The sequence below is a fragment of the Streptomyces thermocarboxydus genome (assembly GCF_024760485.1).
Taxonomy (GTDB): Bacteria; Actinomycetota; Actinomycetes; order Streptomycetales; family Streptomycetaceae; genus Streptomyces; species Streptomyces cellulosae.
This window is the reverse complement of sequence record NZ_CP058273.1, coordinates 6,296,449-6,321,974: the sequence shown is the minus strand read 5'-3', so window position 1 is coordinate 6,321,974 and position 25,526 is coordinate 6,296,449. Positions and strand designations below refer to the sequence as shown.

At 73.2% G+C, this 25,526-nt stretch carries 19 protein-coding genes and 2 pseudogenes; 8 read left to right on the top strand and 13 right to left on the bottom strand.

From position 1 onward, the window contains the following. Window positions 1–127 precede the first annotated feature (127 nt). Together AY578_RS28815 and idi are read left to right on the top strand one after the other, a co-directional pair. Window positions 128–1,066 (top strand): cation diffusion facilitator family transporter, encoded by a 939-nt coding sequence (locus AY578_RS28815; protein ID WP_019524964.1) that lies wholly within the window; start codon window positions 128–130, stop codon window positions 1,064–1,066. Window positions 1,067–1,378: 312 nt separating this feature from the next. Continuing rightward, on the top strand, window positions 1,379–1,972 hold the full coding sequence (gene idi / locus AY578_RS28810) for an isopentenyl-diphosphate Delta-isomerase (protein ID WP_019524965.1): 594 nt from the start codon (window positions 1,379–1,381) through the stop codon (window positions 1,970–1,972). A 34-nt stretch (window positions 1,973–2,006) separates the two neighbouring features. Here the strand turns inward: idi and AY578_RS28805 are convergent, their stop codons facing one another. Continuing rightward, entirely contained in the window at window positions 2,007–2,468 is a 462-nt protein-coding gene (locus tag AY578_RS28805) for an ATP-binding protein (RefSeq protein ID WP_136239838.1), read from the bottom strand. Between the two features lie 159 nt (window positions 2,469–2,627). Next, on the bottom strand, window positions 2,628–3,209 hold the full coding sequence (locus tag AY578_RS28800; RefSeq protein WP_161232514.1) for an HdeD family acid-resistance protein: 582 nt from the start codon (window positions 3,207–3,209) through the stop codon (window positions 2,628–2,630). Between the two features lie 142 nt (window positions 3,210–3,351). Here AY578_RS28800 and AY578_RS28795 point away from each other — a divergent pair, with 142 nt between their 5' ends. From AY578_RS28795 to AY578_RS28785, 3 genes and pseudogenes are all read left to right on the top strand, one after another. Beyond that, the gene (locus tag AY578_RS28795) at window positions 3,352–4,134 is read left to right on the top strand and encodes an enoyl-CoA hydratase/isomerase family protein (RefSeq protein ID WP_215048391.1); all 783 of its coding nucleotides are present in this window, start codon (window positions 3,352–3,354) and stop codon (window positions 4,132–4,134) included. Window positions 4,135–4,198: 64 nt separating this feature from the next. Further along, entirely contained in the window at window positions 4,199–4,330 is a 132-nt protein-coding gene (locus AY578_RS28790) for an LPFR motif small protein (RefSeq protein WP_004980301.1), read from the top strand. A gap of 105 nt (window positions 4,331–4,435) precedes the next feature. Then, a pseudogene (locus AY578_RS28785) lies at window positions 4,436–6,810 on the top strand (Tex family protein). A gap of 67 nt (window positions 6,811–6,877) precedes the next feature. On the opposite strand, the gene AY578_RS28780 reads toward AY578_RS28785, so the two are convergent. Together AY578_RS28780 and AY578_RS28775 are read right to left on the bottom strand one after the other, a co-directional pair. Then, window positions 6,878–8,518 carry an ABC-F family ATP-binding cassette domain-containing protein gene (locus tag AY578_RS28780; RefSeq protein ID WP_258906078.1) on the bottom strand — a complete coding sequence of 547 codons (1,641 nt, stop codon included), beginning with the start codon at window positions 8,516–8,518 and terminating at the stop codon, window positions 6,878–6,880. A gap of 40 nt (window positions 8,519–8,558) precedes the next feature. Continuing rightward, window positions 8,559–9,581, bottom strand: coding sequence for a hypothetical protein (locus AY578_RS28775; protein WP_028961042.1), 1,023 nt, complete (start codon window positions 9,579–9,581; stop codon window positions 8,559–8,561). A gap of 66 nt (window positions 9,582–9,647) precedes the next feature. On the opposite strand from AY578_RS28775, the gene AY578_RS28770 reads away from it, so the two are divergent. Further along, the gene (locus AY578_RS28770) at window positions 9,648–10,601 is read left to right on the top strand and encodes an FAD-dependent oxidoreductase (RefSeq protein ID WP_136239844.1); all 954 of its coding nucleotides are present in this window, start codon (window positions 9,648–9,650) and stop codon (window positions 10,599–10,601) included. Between the two features lie 58 nt (window positions 10,602–10,659). Here the strand turns inward: AY578_RS28770 and AY578_RS28765 are convergent, their stop codons facing one another. The 5 genes from AY578_RS28765 to AY578_RS28745 all read right to left on the bottom strand — a co-directional run bounded on the left by AY578_RS28765 (window position 10,660) and on the right by AY578_RS28745 (window position 17,735). Beyond that, window positions 10,660–12,381, bottom strand: a complete 1,722-nt coding sequence (locus AY578_RS28765) for a BCCT family transporter (RefSeq protein WP_019524973.1) — start codon at window positions 12,379–12,381, stop codon at window positions 10,660–10,662. An 81-nt stretch (window positions 12,382–12,462) separates the two neighbouring features. Next, window positions 12,463–13,752, bottom strand: a complete 1,290-nt coding sequence (locus AY578_RS28760; protein ID WP_019524974.1) for a M14 family metallopeptidase — start codon at window positions 13,750–13,752, stop codon at window positions 12,463–12,465. Further along, window positions 13,749–15,704: a Xaa-Pro dipeptidyl-peptidase gene (locus AY578_RS28755; RefSeq protein ID WP_136239846.1), complete on the bottom strand. Its 1,956-nt coding sequence runs from the start codon at window positions 15,702–15,704 to the stop codon at window positions 13,749–13,751. The genes AY578_RS28760 and AY578_RS28755 overlap by 4 nt, the downstream gene beginning before the upstream one ends. A 72-nt stretch (window positions 15,705–15,776) precedes the next feature. Further along, window positions 15,777–16,253, bottom strand: coding sequence for a macro domain-containing protein (locus AY578_RS28750; RefSeq protein WP_136239847.1), 477 nt, complete (start codon window positions 16,251–16,253; stop codon window positions 15,777–15,779). 42 nt (window positions 16,254–16,295) lie between these two features. Beyond that, window positions 16,296–17,735, bottom strand: a complete 1,440-nt coding sequence (locus AY578_RS28745; RefSeq protein WP_019524977.1) for an amino acid permease — start codon at window positions 17,733–17,735, stop codon at window positions 16,296–16,298. A gap of 232 nt (window positions 17,736–17,967) precedes the next feature. Between AY578_RS28745 and AY578_RS28740 the strand changes: the two genes are divergently transcribed. Beyond that, the gene (locus AY578_RS28740) at window positions 17,968–18,672 is read left to right on the top strand and encodes a MerR family transcriptional regulator (RefSeq protein WP_019524978.1); all 705 of its coding nucleotides are present in this window, start codon (window positions 17,968–17,970) and stop codon (window positions 18,670–18,672) included. Window positions 18,673–18,747: 75 nt separating this feature from the next. Here AY578_RS28740 and AY578_RS28735 read toward each other — a convergent pair whose 3' ends face one another. The 4 genes from AY578_RS28735 to AY578_RS28720 all read right to left on the bottom strand — a co-directional run bounded on the left by AY578_RS28735 (window position 18,748) and on the right by AY578_RS28720 (window position 24,121). Continuing rightward, a complete protein-coding gene (locus AY578_RS28735; protein WP_019524979.1) occupies window positions 18,748–20,946 on the bottom strand; it encodes a 3-hydroxyacyl-CoA dehydrogenase NAD-binding domain-containing protein in 2,199 nt (732 codons plus the stop codon). A 34-nt stretch (window positions 20,947–20,980) separates the two neighbouring features. Then, window positions 20,981–22,195 carry an acetyl-CoA C-acetyltransferase gene (locus tag AY578_RS28730; protein ID WP_019524980.1) on the bottom strand — a complete coding sequence of 405 codons (1,215 nt, stop codon included), beginning with the start codon at window positions 22,193–22,195 and terminating at the stop codon, window positions 20,981–20,983. Further along, window positions 22,192–23,352, bottom strand: coding sequence for a CaiB/BaiF CoA transferase family protein (locus AY578_RS28725; RefSeq protein WP_136239849.1), 1,161 nt, complete (start codon window positions 23,350–23,352; stop codon window positions 22,192–22,194). The genes AY578_RS28730 and AY578_RS28725 overlap by 4 nt, the downstream gene beginning before the upstream one ends. Window positions 23,353–23,707: 355 nt before the next feature. Further along, complete coding sequence (locus AY578_RS28720; RefSeq protein WP_258906067.1) at window positions 23,708–24,121, bottom strand: MmcQ/YjbR family DNA-binding protein; 414 nt, start codon at window positions 24,119–24,121, stop codon at window positions 23,708–23,710. Window positions 24,122–24,211: 90 nt separating this feature from the next. Here AY578_RS28720 and AY578_RS28715 point away from each other — a divergent pair. Then, window positions 24,212–25,388: pseudogene (locus AY578_RS28715) on the top strand (saccharopine dehydrogenase family protein). The last annotated feature ends 138 nt before the right edge of the window (window positions 25,389–25,526 follow it).

Sequence of the window (25,526 nt, the reverse complement as noted above, 5' to 3'; positions counted from 1 at the left end):
GATCGTTTCCGCAGGTCAGGGCAGATGACAACGGTGTTCAGTGCCGCGTTGCCGGATACCTCGGCACCGTAGTTCACTGTGCTGCGGAAGGGCAGGAGCTGGGCACGACGGAAGGGCGGCGGCGGGCATGGGGGCAGGCCACGATCACGGGCACGCGCACGGGGCGGCGTCCGGCGGCACGGTCACCGCGGCCTACCGCGGGAGGCTGCGGATCGCGCTGGCGATCACGGTCTTCGTCATGGTCGTGCAGATCGTCGGCGGCGTGCTGGCCGACTCGCTCGCCCTGGTCGCGGACGCCGCCCACATGGCGACCGACGCCCTGGGGCTGGGCATGGCCCTGCTCGCCATCCACTTCGCCGGCCGCGCGCCGAGCGAGCGGCGCACCTTCGGGCTGGCCCGCGCGGAGATCCTCGCGGCGCTGGCCAACTGCCTGCTGCTGCTCGGCGTCGGCGGCTACGTGCTGTACGAGGCGATCCAGCGGTTCGTCACGCCCGCGGCCACCGAGGGCGGTCTGGCGATGGTGTTCGGCGCCGTCGGCCTGGCCGCCAACCTGGTGTCGCTGTCGCTGCTGATGCGCGGGCAGAAGGAGAGCCTGAACGTGCGCGGCGCGTTCCTGGAGGTGGCGGCGGACGCGCTCGGCTCGGTCACGGTGATCGTGGCCGCGCTGGTCATCGTCACCACCGGCTGGACGGCCGCCGACCCGGTCGCTTCCCTGGTCATCGCGCTGATGATCGTGCCGCGCACGCTGCGGCTGCTGCGTGAGACGCTCGACGTGCTGCTGGAGGCGGCGCCCAAGGGCGTGGACATGGCCGAGGTGCGGGCGCACATCCTGGACACGCCGGGGGTGGAGGACGTGCACGACCTGCACGCCTGGACGATCACCTCCGGGATGCCGGTGCTCTCCGCGCACGTGGTGGTCAGCGCGGACACGCTGAACGCGATCGGGCACGAGAAGATGCTGCACGAGCTGCAGGACTGCCTGGGCGACCACTTCGACGTGCGGCACTGCACCTTCCAGCTGGAGCCCAGCGGGCACGCGGAGCACGAGGCGCGGCTGTGCCACTGAGGCGCTGAACTCGTCGGTGTCACTCGGCACGCGGGTGTCGCGTGCGGGTGCGCGCACGCCCCCGAGTGCGCCGACGCGCCGTGGAACGCAGCCTTCCGCCCGGGTGACGGCGCCCCCCCTCCGCGAGGGGCTCCGGGGCATGCGCATTTCTGGTGCCCCCCAGGGGCACGATCTGCGCGGGGCCGGTGCCGTCCGGCTGCCGCCAGGACCGTCCTGCGCACCGGGGGCGGGACATGCGGGAGAGGACCGGAGTGCCGGGAGTGCCGGATTCGTGCGGCAGACTGGGGCGCGAACACCGAGTGAAGGATGGGTATGCCGATCACACCTGCCACCGCGACGAACAGCCCGTCGAGCGGCACCGCCGAGCCGATTTTGCTGGAACTGGTCGACGAGGACGGCGTGACGGTCGGCACTGCGGAGAAGCTCTCCGCCCATCAGCCGCCGGGGAAGCTCCACCGGGCGTTCTCCGTGTTCCTGTTCGACGAGCGCGGCCGGCTGCTGCTCCAGCAGCGGGCGCTCGGCAAGTACCACTCCCCCGGTGTGTGGTCGAACACCTGCTGCGGCCATCCGTACCCGGGCGAGGCGCCGTTCGCGGCGGCGGCCCGGCGGACGTACGAGGAGCTGGGGGTGTCGCCGTCGCTGATGGCGGAGGCGGGCACGGTCCGCTACAACCACCCGGACCCGGCGTCGGGCCTGGTGGAGCAGGAGTACAACCACCTCTTCGTCGGCATGGTGCAGTCGCCGGTGCGGCCCGACGCGAACGAGGTCGCCGCCACGGCGTTCGTGACGCCGGAGGACCTGGCGGAGCGGCACGCGAGGGACACCTTCTCGGCGTGGTTCATGACCGTGCTGGACGCGGCGCGGCCCGCCGTGCGGGAGCTGACGGGTCCGTCGGCCGGGTGGTGACGGGGCCGTCGCCGGGTGGTGACGGCGGCGCGTTTCAGCAGGTCTGCGCGGGCTTGAGGGGCAGGGCCGCCCAGATCACCTTGCCGCCGGTGGAGGTGTGCTCCACCTCGCAGACCCCGCCGGCCTCGCGCGTGATCTCGCGCACCAGGAGCAGTCCCCGGCCGCCGGTGCGGCCGTAGTCGTTCTCCAGGGCGGTGGGGCGGTAGGGGTGGTTGTCCTCCACGGACACCCGGATCCACTCCGCGCCCACCGCGACCTCGACGGCGAGCATCGGGGACAGCAGCGCCGCGTGTCTGACCGCGTTGGTGACCAGCTCGGAGACGATCAGCAGCAGCCCCTGCACCACCTCGTCCGCGACCGGCACCCCCTGCCGCAGCAGCAGGTCCCGCACGGCGTGCCGGGCCTGTGGCACCGAGGCGTCCACGGCAGGGGCGGTGAACCGCCAGACACCTTCGTACGGCAGCGGGTCGCCACCCTCACGCTCGATTGTCACCACACGTCGAGTGTTGGGACCGATCGCCTCCGCCCTTCCGCGCTGAACACAAGTCAGCGGATATCGAGCGGTTCCGACCGTTCCCGCCCGGCTCGGGCGGGAACGGGACCGTTCGGGTCCGGTCTGTGCCGTTCCGGGGCCGGTTCCCGTTTCCGGCGCCCGCTACTTCCCGGCCACCATGCCGACGACGCGGCGGCCGCCGTAGCCGGTGGCGATCAGCCCCAGCCCGTCGAACAGCAGGGACAGTGAGAAGAACGTGCCGATGACGTACTGGCTGCTGCTCGGCCAGGTGGCGAGCACGAGGATGCCGAGGAGCAGCCCGAAGGCGCCCTGCACCAGCGTCCAGCCGAACTGCGGGCCGCGCACCACCAGGCTGCCGACCAGGCGGAACACCCCGCCCGTCAGGAACAGCAGCGCCGCGAACATCGTCAGCGCCTCGGCCGCGGCCTCCGGCGTCTTGATGATCACCACTCCGGCCGCGATGTTCAGGGCGGCGACGACGAGGCCCAGCCAGAAGAAGCTCGTCTGCCGCGCCTGCACCGCGTGCAGCAGCCCGATGAGGCCTCCGACCAGCAGCAGCCAGCCGAAGAGCAGCATCGTGGTGAGCGTGGCGGCGGCCGTGTAGATGAGGCCGATCACCCCGGCGACGACGAGGATCACCCCGAGCACGGCGAGCATGCCGAAGCCGCGGTTCAGCTTCGCCGTGTCGGCCCGCGATCCCGCGGCTCCGGTGGACCTGGTCATGGCTGCCTCCCGGGTCTGGCCCCCCTTCCCGACGCTCCCGCTCCCCCGTGTCCCCCTCCCCCGGCGGTCGTAACCGGCGGTCGTGACGCCGGGTCCCGGGCCGCCGTCCGGGGCCGTGACCGGGGCGGATAGCATCCGGCGCATGGAGGAGCCGCAGCTGCTGCACAGCGTCACCGACTCGGTCGCGACGGTCGTCATCCGTCATCCCGCGAAGCGCAACGCGATGACCGCCGCGATGTGGGCGGCCCTGCCCCCGCTGCTCGGCGCGCTGACGGACGACCCCGCCGTGCGGGCGCTGGTACTCACCGGCGACGGCGGCACCTTCTGCGCAGGGGCGGACATCTCCACGCTCCAGGGCTCGCCGCTCGAGGCGCAGCGGCTGGCCGTGGCCGCCGAGGAGGCCCTCGCGGCCTTCCCCAAGCCGACCCTGGCCGCGGTGCGCGGCCACTGCGTGGGCGGCGGGGCGCAGCTCGCGGCCGCCTGCGACCTGCGGTTCGCGGAGGAGGGCGCCCGGTTCGGGGTGACCCCGGCGAAGCTCGGCATCGTCTACCCGTCCTCCGCGACCCGGCGGCTGGTGTCGCTGGTGGGCCCGGCGACCGCCAAATACCTCCTCTTCTCGGGCGAGCTGATCGGCACCGAGCGGGCGCTGGGCACGGGGCTGGTGGACGAGGTGCTGCCGACGGGCGGGCTGGACGCGCGGGTCGCCGAGTTCACCCGGACCCTGGCGTCCCGCTCCCTGCTGACGCAGGCGGCGGCGAAGGAGTTCGCGGACGGCCGCACGGACCGCGACGACCACTGGCACAAGACCGCTGCCGCGAGCGACGACACCGAGGAGGGCGTGACGGCGTTCCTGGAGCGCAGGGCGCCGCGGTTCACCTGGAATCTGTCCACTCCCGAGGACGCAGCCGCATCGGGTGCATGTTGAAGCGTGCACGAGGTACCCGCAGGGAGTCCGGCCGTACGGGTCGGACGACGAAAGGGGTAGCCACGTGTTCCGTGCCATCGCAGACGTCCTGCGCCAGATCGGCGGCGCCGTCGCCACCGTCGTGACCCTGCCGTTCCGGGCGCTCGCCCGGCTGTTCGGCGGCGCGTCCTCCACCGCGCGCGGGCATCGCGCCTGAGTCCGCCCGGGGGGTCTCGGGGCGCGTCGCCGCCCTGATCCCCGATTGTCGTCGTCACCTGCCACAATTGCCGCGCAACCTCAGTGGAGAAGGCGGTACGGGAACGTGACGACACCCCTCGCAGGGTCCATCGAAGGCAGGATCGCCGAGGAACTCGGCGTACGGGAGCGGCAGGTCAGAGCCGCCGTGGAACTGCTCGACGGCGGTTCGACGGTGCCCTTCATCGCCCGCTACCGCAAGGAAGCGACCGAGACGCTCGACGACGCGCAGCTGCGCACGATCGAGGAGCGGCTGCGCTATCTGCGGGAACTGGAGGAGCGCCGCACGGCGATCCTCGACTCGGTGCGTGAGCAGGGCAAGCTCACCGAGGAGCTCGAGGCCCGCATCCGGGGCGCGGAGACCAAGGCGCGCCTGGAGGACATCTACCTGCCGTTCAAGCCCAAGCGGCGCACCAAGGCGCAGATCGCCCGCGAGGCGGGTCTGGAGCCGCTGGCGGAGGGGCTGCTCGCCGATCCCGGTGTCGATCCCCTCGCCGCGGCCGCCGCGTTCGTGGACGCGGAGAAGGGCGTCGCCGATCCGCAGGCCGCGCTGGACGGCGCACGCGCCGTCCTCACCGAGCGTTTCTCCGAGGACGCCGACCTGATCGGCGAGCTGCGCGAGCGCATGTGGGTGCGCGGACGTCTCGCGGCGAAGGTGCGGGAGGGCAAGGAGGAGGCGGGCGCCAAGTTCGCCGACTACTTCGACTTCTCCGAGCCGTTCACGGAGCTGCCCTCGCACCGGGTGCTGGCGATGCTGCGCGGCGAGAAGGAGGAGGTCCTCGATCTCGTCCTGGAGCCGGAGGAGCCCACCGACGGCCCCTCCTCGTACGAGGGCATCGTCGCCCACCGGTTCGGGATCGCCGACCGGGGCCGCCCGGGCGACAAGTGGCTGCTGGACACGGTCCGCTGGGCCTGGCGCACGCGCATCCTGGTGCACCTGGGCATCGACCTGCGTCTGCGGCTGCGCACCGCCGCCGAGGACGAGGCGGTGCGGGTGTTCGCCGCCAACCTGCGCGACCTGCTGCTGGCCGCCCCGGCCGGCACGCGCGCGACGCTCGGCCTGGACCCCGGTTTCCGCACGGGCGTGAAGGTCGCCGTGGTCGACGCGACCGGCAAGGTCGTCGCCACGGACGTGATCCACCCGCACGTCCCGGCGAACCGCTGGGACGAGGCGATCGCCAAGCTGGCCCGGCTCGCGAAGGAGCACGCGGTCGAGCTGATCGCCATCGGCAACGGCACGGCGTCCCGCGAGACCGACAAGCTCGCCGGTGAACTCATCGCCAAGCACCCCGAGCTGAAGCTGACGAAGGTGATGGTGTCCGAGGCGGGCGCCTCCGTGTACTCGGCGTCCGCGTTCGCCTCGCAGGAGCTGCCGGACATGGACGTGTCGCTGCGCGGCGCGGTGTCCATCGCGCGCCGCCTCCAGGACCCGCTGGCGGAGCTGGTGAAGATCGACCCGAAGTCGATCGGCGTCGGCCAGTACCAGCACGACCTGTCCGAGGTGAAGCTGTCGCGCTCGCTGGACGCGGTCGTCGAGGACTGTGTGAACGGCGTCGGCGTGGACGTCAACACCGCGTCCGCCCCACTGCTCGCCCGGGTCTCCGGCATCTCCTCCGGACTCGCGGAGAACATCGTGGCGCACCGCGACTCCAACGGGCCGTTCAAGAGCCGCTCCGAGCTGAAGAAGGTGGCCCGCCTGGGCCCGAAGGCGTACGAGCAGTGCGCGGGCTTCCTGCGGATCCGCGGCGGCGACGACCCGCTGGACGCGTCCAGCGTGCACCCCGAGGCGTACCCGGTGGTGCGGCGGATGGTGAAGACCGCCGGGCAGGAGGTGGCCTCGCTCATCGGCAACACGGCGGTGCTGCGCTCGCTGCGCCCGCAGGACTTCGTGGACGACACCTTCGGTCTGCCGACCGTGTCGGACATCCTGAAGGAGCTGGAGAAGCCGGGCCGTGACCCGCGTCCGGCGTTCAGGACGGCCGCCTTCAAGGAGGGCGTGGAGAAGATCTCCGACCTGTCCTCCGGGATGATCCTGGAGGGCGTGGTGACGAACGTGGCCGCGTTCGGCGCGTTCGTCGACGTCGGCGTCCACCAGGACGGCCTGGTGCACGTGTCCGCGATGTCGAAGACGTTCGTCAAGGACCCGCGGGACCTGGTGAAGCCGGGCGACATCGTCAAGGTGAAGGTGCTCGACGTCGACATCCCGCGCAAGCGGATCTCGCTGACGCTGCGTCTGGACGACGAGGCCGCCCCGCAGGGCGGGCAGGAGGGCGGCGAGCGCCGGCAGCGCGGCGGGCGTCCTCCGCAGCAGCGCCAGGCGCGCGGCGGCGCGGCGGCAACGGCGGCGGCCGTACGCGTCAGGCGCCGGCCCCGGCCAACAGCGCGATGGCGGACGCCCTGCGCCGCGCGGGTCTGGTGGACCCGAAGAGCGGCCGCCGCTGAGCGGTGGAGCGCGGTCCCGGGTCCCCGTGCGGGTGCCCGGGACCGCGCTCGGGTTCGGTGACCGTGCTCAGAGTTCGGTGACCGTGCCGCCGGTGACGTGCAGACGGCGGGTCACATGGACCGCGTCCAGCATGCGGCGGTCGTGGGTGACCAGCAGCAGCGTGCCCTCGTAGGCGTCGAGGGCGGACTCCAGCTGCTCGATGGCGGGCAGGTCGAGATGGTTGGTCGGCTCGTCCAGGACGAGAAGGTTCACGCCCCGGCCCTGGAGCAGCGCGAGGGCGGCGCGGGTGCGCTCCCCCGGTGACAGGGTCGCCGCGGGACGCAGCACGTGCTCCGCCTTCAGGCCGAACTTGGCGAGGAGCGTGCGGATGTCCGCCGGTTCCAGGTCGGGCACCGAGGGACGGAACGCGTCCAGCAGCGTCTCCGGGCCGTGGAACAGCGCGCGGGCCTGGTCGACCTCCCCCAGCAGCACACCCGAGCCCAGGGCGGCGTGACCCGTGTCGAGCGGCACGCGGCCCAGCAGGGCGTCGAGCAGGGTGGACTTGCCCGCGCCGTTCGCGCCGGTCACCGCGACCCGGTCGGCCCAGTCGATCTGGAGGGTCACCGGGCCGAGCGTGAAGCCGCCCCGGCGTACGACGGCGTCCCGCAGGCCCGCGACCACGGCGCCGGAGCGCGGGGCTGCCGCGATCTCCATGCGCAGCTCCCACTCCTTGCGCGGCTCCTCGACGACCTCCAGACGCTCCATCATGCGCTGCGTCTGACGTGCCTTCGCGGCCTGCTTCTCGCTGGCCTCGCTGCGGAACTTGCGGCCGATCTTGTCGTTGTCGTTCCCCGCCTTGCGGCGCGCGTTCTTCACGCCCTTGTCCATCCAGGAGCGCTGCATCTGCGCCCGGTCCTGGAGGGCGGCCCGCTTGTCGGCGTACTCCTCGAACTCGTCGCGCGCGTGACGGCGGGCCACCTCGCGCTCCTCCAGATAGGCGTCGTAGCCGCCGCCGTAGAGGTTGATCTGCCGCTGGGGCAGGTCGAGTTCGAGAACCTTGGTGACGGTGCGGGAGAGGAACTCGCGGTCGTGGCTGACGACGACCGTGCCGGCGCGCAGGCCGCTCACGAACCGCTCCAGGCGTTCCAGGCCGTCCAGGTCGAGGTCGTTGGTGGGCTCGTCGAGCAGGAAGACGTCGTAGCGGGACAGCAGCAGGGAGGCGAGTCCGGCGCGGGCCGCCTGGCCGCCGGAGAGTGCGGTCATCTCCTGGTCGAGACCGACGTCCAGGCCGAGCGTGGCGGTGACCTCCTCGGCGCGCTCGTCGAGGTCGGCGCCGCCCAGCGCGAGCCAGCGTTCGAGGGCGGTGGCGTAGGCGTCGTCCGCGCCGGGTGCGCCGTCGACCAAACCCTGGGTCGCCTCGTCCATGGTGTGCTGGGCCTCGGCGACGCCGGTGCGGCGGGCGAGGAAGGCGCGCACGGTCTCGCCGGGCCGCCGCTCCGGCTCCTGCGGGAGGTGGCCGACGGTGGCGGTGGGCGGGGAGAGGCGCAGCTCGCCCTCCTCGGGCGCGGCGAGCCCGGCGAGCAGGCGCAGCAGCGTGGACTTGCCGGCGCCGTTGGCCCCGACGAGGCCGATCACGTCGCCGGGCGCGACGACGAGGTCGAGTCCGGCGAACAGGGAGCGGTCGCCGTGTCCGGCGGTGAGGTTCTTGGCGACGAGGGTGGCAGTCATCAGACCGCCGATCCTAGAGCCTCGGCGGTACCGCGAAGGCTCAGGGGCGGACGGCGGTGACCAGCACCGTTCCGGCGGTACGGGCCACCAGGTACGCCTCGCCCTTCACCGCGGGCGGGTCCAGCGGGACGCGGTGCCGGCCGGATTCGAGGACCGCGTCGAAGAGGTCCCGGCTGCGGGCGCGGGAGAGGCGGTCGACGCGGTGCGCGGTGATCCGGACGCGGCAGGCGGACACCACCGAGATCTCGGCGGCGCCGTCCGCCACGGTGAGGTCCGTCAGCCGCCGGTGGTCGTCCCGGCCCGCCTCCAGGGCCTGTTCGGTCTGCGCGACGAGGAGCGGGACGACGGGCGCGAGCGCGTCGACGCAGGGCACGTCCGCGCCCGCGCCGGCCAGCGCACGGCGTACGGTGTCGCGCTCCCGCGCGGGGACCGAGCGGGCGAACAGCACGGCACCGTAGGAGCGGAGTTCGTCGGCGGGGACGCCGTCGGCGCTCTGGGTGATGTCGGCGCCGATGCCGATGGTGCGCAGGGCGGCGGCCAGCCGGGCGAGCAGGGCCACGCGGGCGCCGATGAGCAGGACGCGGCGGCGGCTGCCGGGGAGGTCGCCCTCCAGGAGGGCGGTCAGGGCCGCGCGGTACTCGTCGCCACGGAAACGGAACGGGCCCATCCCGTGGTAGCCGTCGCGCTCCAGGTCGGCCCGGTCGCCGGTCTGCCAGGCGAAGTCCCGCCAGATGACGTCCTCCCCGTCCCGCTCGATGACGGCGGTCACGGCGCCGCAGGCGAGGTCCTCGCACTCGGGGCAGCCGTAGACGACGTACCGGCCGTCGGGCAGGGGCGCGCCCGTCTCCAGCAGCAGGCTGCGGACCTGGGCCGTGAAGAGGGACGGCGGCACGTCGGAGGCGAGCGGGGAGACGGCGTCCAGGTCGGACAGGCGGTACAGCAGCGGGCGTCCGTCGACGACGAAGTCGACGAAGTCGCGGTGCACTTGGAAGTCGCCGCCGGCGAGGAGCCCCCCGGGGCGGGTCGCCGGCGCCAGGCCGAAGGTCGTGTACTCGGCAGACATGCCGTGAGTATTCCCAGCCGGGGGCGGCCCCGAGCACACGGACGGACATCCGCTACCGTCCGCCGGATGGGAAGCGAAACGGACAACGGTGTCGTGGTGGTCGGCGGCGGGGTGACCGGGCTGACCACGGCGGTGGTCCTCGCCGAGCGGGGCGTACGGGTGCGGCTGTGGACGCGGGACCCGGTCGGGGCGACCACCTCGGCGGTCGCGGGCGCCCTGTGGTGGCCCTACCGCATCGATCCCCCGGAGGCCGCGCAGGCGTGGGCGCTGGAGTCCCTCGGCGTGTACGAGGAGATGGCGCTGCGCCCGGAGGCGACGGGCGTACGGATGGTCGAGGGGGTACTGGGCGAGACGCCGATGGACGAGGTCGGGGGGTGGGCCGCCGCGCGGCTGCCGGGGCTGCGTCCGGCGACGGAGGCGGAGTACCCGGGCGGGTGGGGGCTGTGGGCGCGGCTGCCGCTGATCGACATGCCGGCGCATCTGCCCTATCTGCGGGACCGGTTGACGGCGGCGGGCGGCACGGTGGAGACGCGCGCGGTCGCGGATCTCGCGGAGGCCGACGCGCCGGTGGTGGTGAACTGCACGGGCCTGGCGGCGCGGGAGCTGGTGCCGGACCCGGCGGTGCGGCCGGTGCGGGGACAGCTGGTGGTCGTGGAGAACCCGGGGATCCGCACCTGGATGGTCACCGAGGGCGCGGACGGGTCGATGGCGTACTTCTTCCCGCAGCCGGGGCGGCTGCTGCTGGGCGGCACGGCCGAGGAGGACGTGTGGTCCGACCGGCCGGACCCGGCGACGGCGGAGGCGATCGTGCGGCGCTGCGCGGCGCTGCGCCCGGAGATCGGGAAGGCCCGTGTGCTGGAGCACCGGGTGGGGCTGCGGCCCGCCCGGGACGCGGTGCGTCTTGAGCGCACCCGGCTGCCCGACGGGCGGGTGCTGGTGCACAACTACGGCCACGGCGGCGGGGGCGTCACCGTGGCCTGGGGGTGCGCCCGGGAGGCGGCGGAGCTGGCCTCGGAGTGAGGGGCGGGGCGGGCGTCGGGCGCCCGCCCCGCGTCACGGCATGTCCCTCGCCGGGGGGTCAGTGCTTGCCGATGGGGTCGCCCTCCACGTCCGGTCCGCGGCCGGGTCCGACGCGCAGCTCGAACTCGCCGTCGTACTTCTTGTGGCCCTCGATGACCGCGAGTTCGACGGCCTCGTTGCCCATCTTGTTGCGGACGATGAGCGGGTCGTGGCGCAGGTCGCGCATCAGCGCCACGCACATGAAGATCATGACGACGACGAACGGCGCCGCGGCGAGGATGGTGAGGTTCTGCAGACCGGTCAGGGCGTCGCCCTGGCCGCTGCCGACCAGTAGCATGATGGCCGCCACCGCACCGGTGACCACGCCCCAGAAGACCACGGCCCAGCGGCTGGGTTCGAGGGAGCCCTTCTGCGACAGGGTGCCCATCACGACGGAGGCCGCGTCGGCGCCCGAGACGAAGAAGATGCCGACGAGGACCATCACCAGCAGGCTGGTGGCGGTGGCGACGGGGAACTCCTGGAGGACGGCGAAGAGCCGGCCCTCGGGGGTGGTCTCGTCGCCGAGCCGGTTCTGCTCCTGGAGGCGCATCGCCGAGCCGCCGAAGATGGCGAACCAGACGAGGCTGACGGCGCTGGGCACGAGGATGACGCCGCCGATGAACTGACGGATGGTCCGGCCGCGGCTGATGCGGGCGATGAACATGCCGACGAACGGCGTCCAGGAGATCCACCACGCCCAGTAGAAGACGGTCCAGCTGCCCAGCCAGTCGGCGACGCCCTCGCCGCCGCTGATGTCGGTGCGGCCGGCCATCTCGGGCAGGTCGCCGAGGTAGGAGAAGACGGAGGTCGGCAGCAGGTCGAGAACGAGGACGGTGGGGCCGGCGACGAAGACGAACACGGCGAGGATCAGCGCCAGCACCATGTTGGTGTTGGACAGCCACTGGATGCCCTTCTCCACGCCGGACACCGCGGACGCCACGAACGCCACGGTCAGCACGGCGATGATGGAGACCAGCAGGCCGGTGCCGACCTTCTCCAGCCAGTTGAGCTTCTCGATGCCGGAGCCGATCTGCAGCGCACCCAGGCCGAGGGAGGCCGCCGAGCCGAAGACGGTCGCGATGATGGCGAGGACGTCGATGACCCGGCCGCCGGCGCCGTTGGCGTGCTTCTCGCCGATGAGCGGGGTGAACACGGCGCTGACGGTCTGCCGGCGGCGGCGCCGGAAGGTGCTGTAGGCGATGGCGAGGCCGACCACGGCGTAGATGGCCCACGGGTGGAGCGTCCAGTGGAACAGCGTGGTGGCCATGGCCGTCGCCATCCGGTCGCCCGAGTCCTCGGGGGCGGTGCCGGGCGGCGGGGTGTCGAAGTGCGCGAGCGGCTCGCTCACGCCCCAGAACATCAGGCCGATGCCCATGCCGGCGCTGAACATCATGGCCACCCAGGACACGGTCCGGAACTCCGGCTCCTCGCCCTCGGCGCCCAGCGTGATCCGGCCGTAGCGGCTGGCGGCCAGCCACAGCGCGAAGACCACGAAGCCCGAGGCGGCCAGGACGAAGCCCCAGCCGCCGTTGTGCATCAGTCCGCTCAGCAGGCTGGTGGAGACGTCCTCCAGCGAGTCCGTCCAGACGGCTCCCCACACGACGAAGGCCAGGGTGAGCACGGCGGTGACGCCGAAGACCACCCAGTCGGTGCGGGGCTTGTCCTGGCCGGGCAGGCCCGCTTCGGAGCCGGGCAGCGGGCCTGCCGTGGTGTCCTTGTCGCTTGGGTGGTCCTGCGTCACAGGCGGCACCTTTCGTCCGAAGCTTCGGGCGGAGAGCCCTCCTCCCGATACGCCCATACCACCGATGGCGCAAAACTCACCTCATCGACAGGACGCGATCGCCTCTCCTTCGGCCAGGTGGTACGTGGCGCGGCCGTCCAGGAGCAGTGGGACGAGCGCCCGCAGTGACTGCCGCAGGGGGACGAACACGCCGTTTCCGCTCTTCTGGACGCGTACGCCGTGCAGGGCCAGCTCGTCCCCCACGTCCGCGTACTGACCTGCGGTGAGGCGGTAGCCGCAGGGCGGGTCGGCGAGCACCTCGGAGGGTTCGGGCGTCTCGTTGTCGGCGCCTGCGAGGTACACCGGGCCGCGGTCCGCGTACCCGGCGGCGCGGGCCTTCGCGGTGACCGCCTCGACCGTCCCGCGCCGCTCCGAGGAGAAACGGATCAGGCCGTTCAGGGCGGCGAGGTGGGAGTCGACCCTGCGCCGGTTGTTCAGCGCCTCGTCGGCCTTCTCGGCGTCGGTGAGCGGGTCGACGCGGCTCTCGATGAGCAGGCCGACGGCGTGCTTGATCCCGGAGAGGTTGCGCAGGATGCGTTCCTGGCCGTCGCCGGCGGTCTGCCGGATCGGGTCGCCGGTGACGGGGTCGGTCCAGATGCCGTAGGTGCCGGTGGAGTACCCGGCGGCGCCTGCGGCGGGGCGCACGTGGTCCTCGGACAGGGAGCGGGCGACGTCGTGGACGGCGGGGTCGGTGTTGAGGTTGCGCGGCCACAGGTCGAACAGGTCCTTGTCGTAGTACGGCGGGGTGGCGCCGTACTCGTGCAGGTCGTAGATGACGTCGGGGCGCTCGTCGCGGATCACGGCGGCCAGCGCGCGGCCCTCGGCGGTCTTCAGGGCGACGTGGTCACGGTTGATGTCGATGCCGTCGCTGTTGCCCCGGGTGTCGGCGGCCCGCCCGTCGGGGTTGGCGGTGGGGACGACGAGCACCGTGGTCCGGTCGAGGAACCGCTTCGTCTCCTTGTCCTCGGCGTACGCCAGGTCGCGGACCGTGGTGAGGCACGCCTCCCGCCCGGAGGGTTCGTTGCCGTGCTGGCTGCACACCAGGAGGACCTTGTTCGGGGTGCGTGCGGCGCCGATGCGGACGAGCCGCAGGGGGCGGTTCTGGGCGGTGGTGCCGATGCGGGTGACGTGGACGCGGCCGCTCGCGCGGTCGATGGTCTCCAGGAGGCGCTGTTCCTCGGGCTGGGTGGTCCAGCGGGCGCCGTGGCTGAGTTCGAAGCCGGTGCGCGGCGGGGCGGCGGTGCCGTGCGCCCCGGCGGCAGGGGCGGTGACCAGGGTGGCGGCGAGGCTCGTGAGAGCGGTGGCGGTGAGGAGCGCGGCGCGTCGTTTCATCGGGTCTCCCCCGGGACTCGGCGGGCGGTGGCGGCGGGCGGGCGGACGCCGTCCGGTGCGGTGCGCGCGGTCGTGACGGGCGGTCCGGAGGTGGCGCGGGCGAACGCGGCGGTCCCGCCGACGAACGGGACCCGGGCCGAGGTGCGGGCCAGGTCGAGGGTGAGCGTCGGGGTGTCGGCCGGCGGGTCGATCAGGCCGCGGTCGGTGCCGGCGACGATCAGCGCGAGCCGGTGGCCGCGGGGGACGACGTGGTCGGTGGCGGCCAGGTCGACGGTGAGGGTGTAGCGCTTGCCGGGGACGAGCGGTTCGCCCCGGCCGGTGCCTGCGTGTTCGCCGAGGTCGGCCCAGCCGCGGCTGACGACGGTGTGGCCGACGTCGGCGGTCTTCGCGCGGGTCTCCCGGTAGCAGGAGCTGTCGCCCTCGGTGCTCGGTCCCCAGCAGGTGCGCTCCGACAGGGTGACGATGCCTTCCCCGGAGGCGGCGTAGTCGCGGATGGTGTCGGGGCCGAGGTCCACCAGGACGGCGGAGAGATGGGCCGTCGGGGTGCTGGGCGTGACGGCGACGGTCACCCGGGAGGAGCCGGCGAGGCGCAGGTCGCGGGTGAGCGGGCGGGTGACGAAGCCCGCCTTCTCCGGGGTCGGGGTGTCGATCCGGGTCGCCCAGTCGGTCTCGTCCAGCGCGGGGTCGTCGGTGAAGGCCGTGGTGCCCTGGTCCGGGCGCAGGCCGAGCGTGCCGACGCCGTCCTGGGCGCCGCGTGCGGGGCGCAGGGTCGCGGTGCTCGTGCCGCGCGGGGGCCAGGCGGTGGAGGTGACCCACTGGTCGGGCGCGCGTTCGATGTCGGCGACCGGTTCACGGTCGATGCCGTTGTCGATGCCCTTGAGCTCGTGGTCGAACCAGCGCTGCAGGGTGCTCACCCACGCCGCGCGGCGGAAGTCGAAGGGGTCGACGTGGCCGGTCTGGGACAGCCAGATCTTGCGCCGTACGCCGTTCTTCCCGAGGGCGTCCCACCAGGGACCGACGTGCCGCATACGGACGTTGAGGTCCTGCATGCCGTGCACGAGGAAGACGCTGGCGCGGACCTTCTTCGCGGTGCGGACGTAGTCGCGTTCGGTCCACAGCGGGGTGCGGTCGCCGGTGCGCGGGGCTCCGTCGACGAGCTCGCGGGCGACCTCCGTGCAGTGCTCGCGGGCCTCGGGCGTCTGGACGTAGCCGGCGAGCCAGTCGGGTCCTGAGTCGTAGAGCGGGGCGCCTTGGGAGAAGTAGTAGTCGTACCAGGTGGAGATGGCGGCGATGGGGACGATGGTCTTCAGTCCCTTGACGCCGGTGGCGGCGACGCCGTTGGCGATGGTGCCGTCCCAGCTCTTGCCGATCATGCCGGTGCTGCCGTCGGTCCAGTCGGCGCGCACCCGTTCGCCGCCGGTGCGGTCGGAGTACGCCTTCGCGCGGCCGTTCAGCCAGTCGACGACCGCCTTGGCGGACTGGATGTCGGAGCGGCCGCCGACGTCGACGCAGCCGTCGGAGCGGCTGGTGCCGGCGAGGTCGACGCCGACGACGGCGTAGCCGCGCGGCACGAACCAGTTGTCGTAGAACAGCGGCATCCGCACGATGTCGCCGTGTTCGTCGTAGGTCTTGGTCTGGCTCTCGTTGCCCCGCCCGCAGCAGGAGTAGTACGGGCTGGCATCCATGATCACGGGGACCTTGCGGCCCTGGCGGGCGGCCTCGCGGGGCCGGACGATGTCGACGGCGACCCGGTCGGTGCGTCCGTCACGGTCCTCGTCGAGGCCGGTGTCCACCCAGACGGCCTCGCGAATGGCGTCGGCGTAGGAGTGGACGGGGCGGCTCTCCCGGGGGGCGGCGTCGGCCGCGGCGGGGGTGAGCAGGGTGGCCGTCAGGGCGGCGGTGGCCGCCGTCGCGAGCGTTCTCCAGGTCGTGGGGCGCGTGCGTATCGGCATGCGCCGGACGGTACCCCGGTGAACTCCGGTGCAGAAGAGGGCGTCTGACGGCCCGTGGGACCGAAGGGGGCGTCAGTCGTGGTCGTACACCGTGACCGGTATCCCCCGCCGGACCAGGCGGTTCTCGACGAGCGGCTCGACGCGGGGCCACGTGCCGCCGGCGAGGCCGCAGCCGATGCGGGGCATGTGGACCGACGCGCCGAGTTCCAGGGCGGGCCCGGCGAGGCGGGCCAGGGCCGTGTCGATGGCCTCGTAGCGGACGGGGGCGCCCTTGCTGCCGGTGCGGACGCCGCGCTGGCCGACCATGTTGGCCACCCACACGTACCGCTCGGCCCGGACGAGCTGCACCGCGCCCAGGCCGAAGTCGTTGGCGGCGCGGCCGCGGTGCCAGGCGCGGTACGCCGCCTCCGGCTCGGGCCACCGGCGGGACAGGGCGAGGACGAAGCCCTTGCCCCACCCGCCGATGTCGTTGCACACATGGGCGATGATCTTGACGCCCTTCACCGCCGGAACGGTGGCGTCCCCCCGCACGTACGTGATCCCGTCCATGGCGGCACCGTACCGGCGGGCACCGACAACGCCGCCACCCCTTTACCGCCCGGCCGCGACCTTGCGGCGGACGCCGCCGTACCAGCCGGCGACCAGCGCCACCGCGATGACCGGGACGAGCAGCAGCGTCTTGCGGCCCACCTCGGGGTCGTTCCACATCAGGACGAGGACGGACAGCAGGAAGGCGATGGTCGCGATCTCGGTGACCGGGCTGCCGGGCAGCCGGAACGACGGCCGGGTGACGAGGCCGGCGCGGGCGCGGCGGACGAACACCAGGTGACAGATCATGATGATCACCCAGGTGCTGACGATGCCGAGCGAGGCGACGTTCAGCACGATCTCGAAGGCCTGGGCCGGCACGAGGAAGTTGAGGCCGACGCCGAGCACGCACACCGCGCAGGTCAGGAGGATGCCGCCGTAGGGCACCTGGCTGCGGTTCATACGGGCGGTGAACTTGGGCGCGGAGCCCGCCGACGCCATGGAGCGCAGGATGCGGCCGGTGGAGTAGAGGCCGGAGTTCAGGGACGACATGGCGGCCGTGAGGACGACCAGGTTCATCACGTCGCCCGCGGCCGGGACGCCGATCTTCGACAGCACGGTGACGAAGGGGCTCTCCCCCGCCGAGTACATCGAGCCCGGCAGCAGCAGCGCCAGCAGGACGACGGAGCCGACGTAGAAGAGGCCGACGCGCCACATGATGGAGTTCACCGCGCGCGGGACGACCTTCTCCGGCTCGGCGGTCTCGCCCGCGGCGACGCCGACGAGCTCCAGCGCCGCGTAGGCGAAGATCACGCCCTGCATCACCAGGACGACCGGCAGCACGCCGTGCGGGAGGACGCCCCCGTGGTCGGTGATCATGCTCAGGCCCGGCGTGCCGCCGCCCACCTCGTGCTGGGTGGCGAGCAGGAAGATTCCGACCAGCATGAAGGCGACGAGGGTGGCGACCTTGACGATCGCGAACCAGAACTCCATCTCGCCGAAGATCTTCACCGAGATCAGGTTCACCGCCAGCACGACCGCGAGGGCGATCAGCGCCAGCACCCACTGCGGGATGTCGGTGAACGCGCTCCAGTAGTGCGTGTAGAGCGCGATCGCGGTGATGTCGGCGATGCCGGTGGTCGACCAGTTCAGGAAGTACATCCAGCCGGCGACGTAGGCGCCCTTCTCGCCGAGGAACTCGCGCGCGTACGACACGAAGGAGCCGGACGACGGGCGGTACAGGACCAGCTCGCCGAGGGCGCGGACGACGAAGAAGGCGAAGACGCCGCAGACCAGGTAGGCCAGCGCCAGGGCGGGGCCCGCGTCGCGCAGGCGTCCTCCGGCGCCCAGGAAGAGGCCGGTGCCGATCGCGCCGCCGATGGCGATCATGTTGATGTGGCGGGCCTTGAGGTCCTTGCTGTAGCCGGCGTCGCCCGCGTCGGCGGGCGTCGCGGCCGCGGTGGGGGGTGCGGCCGTTGCCGTGGTGACGGCGTCCTTGCTCACGCGTGGTTCCACTCTCTGGTGCGCACGGGCGGATCTCGCGCCCGGCTGTCCGGATTGCTCTCGGCCTGCGCGCTGTGATCACGGCACGGACCGACGGGGCACCTTTCCGGATGTGCGGGTGCGTATGCGATGGCCTGCGTCACACCGTGGGTCTCTTCACACTCCCCTCACCCCGGGACCGGATTGACAGCAGAGGTGTCACAGCGGCGGTGGGACAGCGATACTGCTGCACATGACGACCGAGACCGAGGCCCTGACGATCGACGAGCTGGCGGCCCGGGCCGGGGTCACCGTGCGCACGGTCCGCTTCTACGGCACGAAGGGCCTGCTGCCGCCCCCGGTGCTCGGTCCCCGGCGGGTCGGCCGCTACGGCAGGGAGCACCTGGCGCGCCTGGAACTGATCGAGGAGCTGCAGAGCCGGGGCATGACCCTGGCCGCGATCGAGCGCTATCTTGCGCAGCTGCCGCCGGACCTCAGCGTGCGGGACCTGGCCGTGCAGCGGGCGGTGGTCGCGTCCTGGGCACCCAACACGGTGGAGACGGTGTCCCGGGCGGAGCTGGAGCGCCGGGCGGGGCGCGCGCTGGGCGAGGAGGAGCTGAAGCGGCTCGCGGCGATGGACGTCGTGGAGCGGATCGGCGAGCCGGGCGGGGAACTGTTCAAGGTGGACGCCGGGCTGCTGCGGCTCGGGGTGGAGCTGCTGGACGTGCCGCTGTCGCACGAGTCGGTGCTGGCCGCCCGCGCGGTGCTCACCGAGCACTCCCGCGCGGCCGCCCGCGAGCTGTCGCGGCTGCTGCGTGACGCGGTGGCGGACAAGGACCCGCACGACCGGCGGTCCTTGTCCGCACGGATGCATCCGCTGGTGGTGCAGGCACTGCTCACCACGTTTCAGCGGTCGCTGAAGGAGGAGCTGCGGGAGTGGCTCGACGAGGACGGCTGAGCCGCCGCCCGCCGAGCCACCTCCCGCCGGGCCACCGCCGCCGGGTCAGCGAACGTCGGATCAGCGGGCGTCGGATCAGCGGGCGTCGGTGAAGACCTCGCCCTTGTCCGCCTTCTCCACCAGCAGGGCGGGCGGGGTGAAGCGGTCGCCGTAGCGCTCGGCCAGCTCGCGGGCGCGGGCGACGAAGCCGGGCAGGCCGGTCTCTCCCCCGGCGCCGCCGTCGTAGCCGTTGATGTACTGCAGGACGCCGCCGGTCCAGCCCGGGAAGCCGATGCCGAGGATGGAGCCGATGTTGGCGTCGGCGACGGAGGTCAGCACGCCCTCCTCCAGGAGCCGGACGGTGTCCAGCGCCTCGGAGAACAGCATCCGCTCCTGCATGTCGCGGAACGGGATGGTGTGCCCGGGCTTGGTGAAGTGCTCGCGCAGCCCCGGCCACAGCAGGCCACGCCTGCCGTTCTCGTCGTAGTCGTAGAAGCCGGCGCCGCCGGAGCGTCCGGGGCGGCCGAACTCGTCGACCATGCGGTCCACGACCGCCTCGGCCGGGTGCGGGGTCCAGGTGCCGCCCGCCTCCTCGACGGCCCGCTGCGTCTCGCGGCGGATCTTGCGCGGCAGGGTGAGGGTCAGCTCGTCCATCAGGGAGAGCACCTTCGCCGGGTAGCCCGCCTGGGCCGCCGCCTGCTCGACCGACGCGGGCTCGATGCCCTCGCCGACCATCGCCACGCCCTCGTTGATGAAGTGGCCGATGACCCGGGAGGTGAAGAAGCCGCGGGAGTCGTTGACCACGATCGGGGTCTTCTTGATCTGGCGGACCAGGTCGAAGGCGCGCGCGAGGGCCTCCTCGCCGGTGCGCTCGCCCTTGATGATCTCGACGAGCGGCATCTTGTCGACGGGCGAGAAGAAGTGCAGCCCGATGAAGTCCTCCTGCCGCTCCACGCCCTCGGCGAGGGCGGTGATGGGCAGGGTGGAGGTGTTGGAGCAGAGCAGCGCGTCGGGCTCGACGACGTTCTGCACCTCCTGGAACACCTTGTGCTTGAGGGAGGTGTCCTCGAAGACGGCCTCGATGACCGCGTCGCAGCCGGCGAGGTCGGCGGCCTCGGCGGTGGGCGTGATCCGGGCGAGGAGCGCGTCGGCCTTCTCCTGCGTGGTGCGGCCCCGGGAGACGGCCTTGGCGCACAGCTTCTCGGAGTAGCCCTTGCCCTTGAGCGCGGCCTCGAGGGAGACGTCCTTGAGGACGACGTCGATGCCGGCGCGGGCGCAGGAGTAGGCGATGCCGGCGCCCATCATGCCGGCGCCGAGGACGGCGACCTTGGTGACCTTGCGGGCGGGCACGTCCTTGGGACGGCCGGCGCCGGAGTTGACGGCCTGGAGGTCGAAGAAGAACGCCTGGATCATGTTCTTCGACGTCTGGCCGGCGGCCAGCTCCACGAAGTAGCGGGCCTCGATGACCTGCGCGGTGTCGAAGTCGACCTGGGCGCCCTCGACGGCGGCGGCCATGATGTTGCGCGGGGCCGGGTAGGGGGCGCCGCCGGTCTGCTTGCGCAGGCTGGCCGGGAACGCGGGCAGGTTGGCGGCGAACTTCGGGTTCGACGGGGTGCCGCCCGGGATGCGGTAGCCGGGGCGGTCCCAGGGCTGCGCGGACTCGGGGTGGGCGTCGATGAAGGCGCGGGCCTTGGCGAGCATCTCCTCGGGTGTCTCGGCGACCTCGTCGACCAGACCGTTCTCCAGGGCGCGGCGCGGGCTGTACTGGGTGCCCTGGAGGAGCACCTTCAGCAGCGCGTCGGTGATGCCGAGCAGGCGCACGGTGCGGACGACGCCGCCGCCTCCGGGCAGCAGGCCGAGGGTGACCTCGGGGCAGCCGATCTTGGAGCCGGGGGCGTCGAGGGCGATGCGGTGGTGGCAGGCCAGGGCGATCTCGTAACCGCCGCCGAGGGCAGCGCCGTTGAGGGCGGCGACGACCGGCTTGCCGAGGGTCTCCATGCGGCGCAGCTGGCGCTTGAAGGCCAGGCCGCCGTCGAACAGGTCCTGCGCGGTGTCGGGGGTGACGCGGATCAGGTCGCGCAGGTCGCCGCCGGCGAAGAAGGTCTTCTTGGCGGAGGTGAGGATGACGCCGCGGATGGAGTCCTTCTCCGCCTCCAGGCGGTCGGTGATCGCGGCGAAGGAGTCGCGGAACGCCTTGTTGACGGTGTTCGCGGACTGGTTGGGGTCGTCGAGGACGAGGGTGACGACGCCGGTGTCGTCCTGCTCCCAGCGGATGGTGGTGGACTCGCTGCTCATGAGGGTGTGCTCCAGGTGATCCGTCGGGAGGGGGTCAGATGCGCTCGACGATGGTGGCGATGCCCATGCCGCCGCCGACGCAGAGCGTGGCGAGTCCGTAGCGCTTGTCCTGGCGCTCCAGTTCGTCGACGAGGGTGCCGAGGATCATCGCGCCGGTCGCGCCGAGGGGGTGGCCCAGGGCGATGGCGCCGCCGTTGACGTTGACCTTGTCGAGCGACAGGCCCATGTCCTTCACGAAGCGCAGCACAACCGCGGCGAACGCCTCGTTGATCTCCACGAGGTCGATGTCGTCGATGGTCAGCCCGGCCTTGGCGAGCGCCTTGCGGGTGGCGGGCGCGGGGCCGGTGAGCATGATGGTCGGCTCGGAGCCGGAGACGGCGGCGGAGACGATGCGGGCGCGCGGGGTGAGGCCGTAGCGCTCGCCGACCTCCTTGGTGCCGACCGCGACGAGGGCGGCGCCGTCCACGATGCCGGAGGAGTTCCCCGCGTGGTGGACGTGGTCGATCTTCTCGACCCAGTGGTACTGCTGGAGCGCGACGGCGTCGAAGCCGCCCAGTTCGCCGATGTCCGCGAAGGACGGCTTGAGCTTGGCGAGGGAGTCGGCGGTCGTGCCGGGGCGCAGGTGCTCGTCGTGGTCGAGGACGACGAGGCCGCTGCGGTCCTTCACCGGGACGACGGACCGCCCGAACCGGTTCTCCTTCCAGGCGGCCGCGGCGCGCTCCTGGGAGAGGGCGGCGTACTCGTCGACGTCGCGGCGGGAAAAGCCCTCGATGGTGGCGATGAGGTCGGCGCCGATGCCCTGCGGCACGAAGTTGACCTCGAGGTTGGTCATCGGGTCGTTGAACCAGGCGCCGCCGTCGGAGGCCATCGGCACGCGGGACATGGACTCCACGCCGCCGGCGAGGACGAGGTCCTCCCAGCCCGAACGGACCTTCATCGCGGCCAGGTTGACGGCTTCCAGGCCGGAGGCGCAGAAGCGGTTCTCCTGGACGCCGGCCACCGTGTCGGGCAGGCCCGCGGCGATGGCGGCGACGCGGGCGATGTCGGAGCCCTGGTCGCCGACCGGGCCGACGACGCCGAGGACGATGTCGTCGACGGCGGCCGGGTCGAGTCCGGGGAAGCGGTCGCGGATCTCGTGGATGAGTCCGACGACCAGGTCGATGGGCTTGGTGCCGTGCAGGGCGCCGTTGGCCTTGCCGCGTCCGCGCGGGGTGCGGATCGCGTCGTACACATACGCTTCGGTGCTCACGAGGAGGCCTTTCGCTGAGGGTTCGAGGGCGGGGACACCAGGCCGGGTACGCCCCAGTCTCGGGCCACGTCCTCGGTGTCGGCGCCCGGCCGGGCGGGCCCGGTGCGCACGGTGGCGGGCGTCGCGGAGAACCGCGGCGCGGGTGCGGGCTGGGTGATGCCCGCGTGGTCGGTGAAGGTGGAGCGGGCGGCGAGGTGCGGGTGGTGCGGGGCCTCGCGCAGGGACAGCACCGGCGCCACGCACGCGTCGGTGCCCTCGAAGACGGCCGTCCAGTCGTCACGGGTGCGGGAGGCGAACCGCTCGGCGGCCTTGGCGCGCAGCTCGGGCCAGCGGGTGACGTCGGCGTGCGCCCCCGCGAGTTCCGTGAGGTCCAGCAGGCGCAGGAACTCCGCGTAGAACCGGGGCTCCAGCGCGCCGACGGCCATGTGTCCGCCGTCGGCGGTCTCGTAGGTGCCGTAGTAGGGGCAGCCGCCGTCGAGGAGGTTGGCGCCGCGGCGGTCCTGCCAGGCGCCGGCGGCGAGCATGCCGTGGATCATCGAGGTGAGGTGGGCGGTGCCGTCCACGATGGCGGCGTCGACGACCTGTCCGGCGCCGGTGGCGCGCGCGTGGTGCAGGGCGGCGAGGACGCCCACGACCAGGTAGAGGGAGCCGCCGGCGTAGTCGCCGAGGAGGTTGGCGGGGGCGACCGGGGGCCGGCCGGGCTCGCCGGTCATGCCGAGGGCGCCGGTGACGGCGATGTAGCCGATGTCGTGTCCGGCGCGGTCAGCGAGGGGGCCCTCCTGACCCCAGCCGGTCATCCGGCCGTACACCAGGCGGGGGTTGCGCGCCCGGCAGTCCTCGGGACCGACGCCGAGCCGCTCGGCGACGCCGGGGCGGTAACCCTCGATGAGGATGTCCGCGCGCCCGGCGAGGTCGAGGACGTGCTTCACGCCGTCGGCGGTCTTGAGATCGACGACCGCCGAACGCTTGTTGCGGTTGGTGATGTCCCGGGCCGGGTCGATGCCGAGTCCGGGGCCGCCGGGGCGGTCGACGCGTACGACGTCGGCGCCCAGGTCGGCGAGGAGCATGGCCGCGAAGGGGCCCGGGCCGATCCCGGCCAGCTCGACCACGCGCACGCCGGTGAGCGGGCCGTCGCTCGGCGCCGTCGCCTCCGTCATCGAGCCCCCATCGGCTGTGACACTGTTGGTGTAACACCTGCGATGTTAAGAAGGTCGCGGACCTGGCACAAGGGGAGGCGCCGGTGACCGTGGGCGGGGTGCGGGTCCGGGACCGGCGGTCCGGCGGGCCTTGAGGGCGGCCGTCCGGCGGGCCGGGGCGGCCTTCCGCAGGCCGGGCGACGGCCATCCGCCGGCTGGGGCGGCCATCGGCCGCCGGCGGCGTGCCGCGTGGGCCGGGGCGGCTCCCGCGGTCGAGTGGCGGCATCCGTGACCGGGCAGCCATCCGCGGCCAGGGACGGTCCCGCGGCCTCCGCCGGCCGGGAGGCGGCCCCGCGGCGACCCCGCTCCGGGCCTCTCAGCGGGCCGTCCGCTCGGCCGCCCGCTCCGCCGTCCGGGCGTCCAGCTCGGCCATTCGCCGCTTCGTGGCGACCGTGCGGTAGCTCTCCTCGACCCAGTCGCACAGCAGCTCCGCCGGCGGGGCGCCCGCGGGCTCCAGCGGGACGCGCACCCAGCCGGCCTTGCCCAGGCCGTACCCGGCGGGCTCGGCGCCCGGGCAGGCCAGCGCGTGGGCGTGCGCCGTCTCGTCCGTCAGCTTCACCGTGACCCCGAGCGGGTGACTGCCGTCGTCCACGCCGAGGAAGACGAACACCTTCCGGTCGACCTTCGCGACCGTCTCGCCCCAGGGGTGCTCCTCGACGGCGCCCGGCAGGCGCAGCGCCCAGTCGCGCACTTTCTCCCGCTTGCGCAGGACGTTCCGTGGCACCGCCATCGCTTTCCTCCGGGCTCGTCGTCGGGCTCCGCACCCCTCACGCTAGCCTCGGCCACCGACAGCGGCGCGGCTGCACGACCAAGGGGTGTCATGAGCAGGCTGAGCAGGACGGACCGTCCGTACGACATCGTGCTCTTCGGAGCGACCGGTTTCGCCGGGACGCTGACCGCGGAGTATCTGGCCGCCCATGCGCCGGAGGGCCTGCGCTGGGCCGTCGCGGGCCGCAACGAGCGGAAGCTGGAGGCACTGCGGGAGCGGCTGCCCGGCGGCGAGAAGGTGGGGATGCTGCGGGCCGACGTGTCCGAACCGGCCACGACCCGCGCCCTCGCCGAGCAGGCGCGGGTGGTCGCCACCACGGTGGGGCCCTATGTGGAGTACGGCGAGGAACTCGTCGCCGCCTGCGCGGACACCGGCGCGGACTACGTCGACCTGACGGGTGAGCCGGAGTTCGTGGACCTGATGTACGTCCGCCACGACGCCCGCGCGCGGGAGACGGGGGCGCGGCTGGTGCACGCCTGCGGCTTCGACTCGGTGCCGCACGACCTGGGCGCGTACTTCACGGTGCGGCAGCTGCCGGAGGACGTGCCGCTGACGGTCGACGGGTACGTCACCGCCGACGCGGCCTTCTCGGGCGGCACGTTCGCCTCGGCGCTGAACCAGTTCGCCCGTCCGGGCGCGCTGCGGGCCGCCGCGCGGGACCGCCGGCGGCACGAGCCGCGGCTCGTGGCCGCCGCGTCTCCGCCCCGCGGGCGCCCCGCGCTACGCGCCCGAGGTGGACGCCTGGGCGCTGCCCCTGCCGACGATCGACGGCCAGATCGTGCGCCGCTCGGCGAAGGCGCTGGCCCGCTACGGCCCGGACTTCCGCTACCGCCACTACGCGGCGGTGCGCAGCCTGCCGGTCGCCCTGGGCGGGGTGGCCGCGGTGGGCACGCTGGTCGCGGCGGCCCAGGTCCCGCCGCTGCGCCGTGCCCTGTCAGCCCGCCTCGAGCCGGGCGACGGTCCGAGCCCCGAGAAGCGGGCGCGCAGCTGGTTCACGGTCCGCTTCGTCGGCGAGGGTGGCGGCCGCCGGGTGTACACGGAGGTCTCGGGCGGCGACCCGGGCTACGACGAGACCGCGAAGATGCTCGCGGAGAGCGCGCTGTCCCTGGCCTTCGACGACCTGCCCCCGACGTCGGGCCAGGTCACGACGGCGGTGGCGATGGGCGACGCCCTGATCGGCCGCCTTCAGGAGGCGGGGATCCGGTTCAGGGTGGCAGCGGTGCGCTGAGGGGCGCGCGGCGCGCGGCTGGGAGGTGCGGGCCGGGGCGGGTCGCACGGAGGCATGGCGGTCCGCCGCCCGGTTCGGCGTGCGGCGGACCGCGTGTGCCGGCAGTGGCTGGGCGACCGGGCCACCCGCTGAGGCCCG

Excerpts from the sequence above, each read along its gene's own strand:
- AY578_RS28795 (WP_215048391.1), top strand. The coding sequence starts at position 3,352 with ATGGAGGAGCCGCAGCTGCTGCACAGCGTCACCGACTCGGTCGCGACG.
- AY578_RS28750 (WP_136239847.1), bottom strand. The coding sequence starts at position 16,253 with ATGGACGGGATCACGTACGTGCGGGGGGACGCCACCGTTCCGGCGGTG.
- AY578_RS28800 (WP_161232514.1), bottom strand. The coding sequence starts at position 3,209 with ATGACCAGGTCCACCGGAGCCGCGGGATCGCGGGCCGACACGGCGAAG.
- AY578_RS28775 (WP_028961042.1), bottom strand. The coding sequence starts at position 9,581 with ATGTCTGCCGAGTACACGACCTTCGGCCTGGCGCCGGCGACCCGCCCC.
- AY578_RS28720 (WP_258906067.1), bottom strand. The coding sequence starts at position 24,121 with ATGGCGGTGCCACGGAACGTCCTGCGCAAGCGGGAGAAAGTGCGCGAC.
- AY578_RS28780 (WP_258906078.1), bottom strand. The coding sequence starts at position 8,518 with ATGACTGCCACCCTCGTCGCCAAGAACCTCACCGCCGGACACGGCGAC.
- AY578_RS28770 (WP_136239844.1), top strand. The coding sequence starts at position 9,648 with ATGGGAAGCGAAACGGACAACGGTGTCGTGGTGGTCGGCGGCGGGGTG.
- AY578_RS28815 (WP_019524964.1), top strand. The coding sequence starts at position 128 with ATGGGGGCAGGCCACGATCACGGGCACGCGCACGGGGCGGCGTCCGGC.
- idi (WP_019524965.1), top strand. The coding sequence starts at position 1,379 with ATGCCGATCACACCTGCCACCGCGACGAACAGCCCGTCGAGCGGCACC.
- AY578_RS28735 (WP_019524979.1), bottom strand. The coding sequence starts at position 20,946 with ATGAGCAGCGAGTCCACCACCATCCGCTGGGAGCAGGACGACACCGGC.
- AY578_RS28760 (WP_019524974.1), bottom strand. The coding sequence starts at position 13,752 with ATGAAACGACGCGCCGCGCTCCTCACCGCCACCGCTCTCACGAGCCTC.
- AY578_RS28725 (WP_136239849.1), bottom strand. The coding sequence starts at position 23,352 with ATGACGGAGGCGACGGCGCCGAGCGACGGCCCGCTCACCGGCGTGCGC.
- AY578_RS28755 (WP_136239846.1), bottom strand. The coding sequence starts at position 15,704 with ATGCCGATACGCACGCGCCCCACGACCTGGAGAACGCTCGCGACGGCG.
- AY578_RS28740 (WP_019524978.1), top strand. The coding sequence starts at position 17,968 with ATGACGACCGAGACCGAGGCCCTGACGATCGACGAGCTGGCGGCCCGG.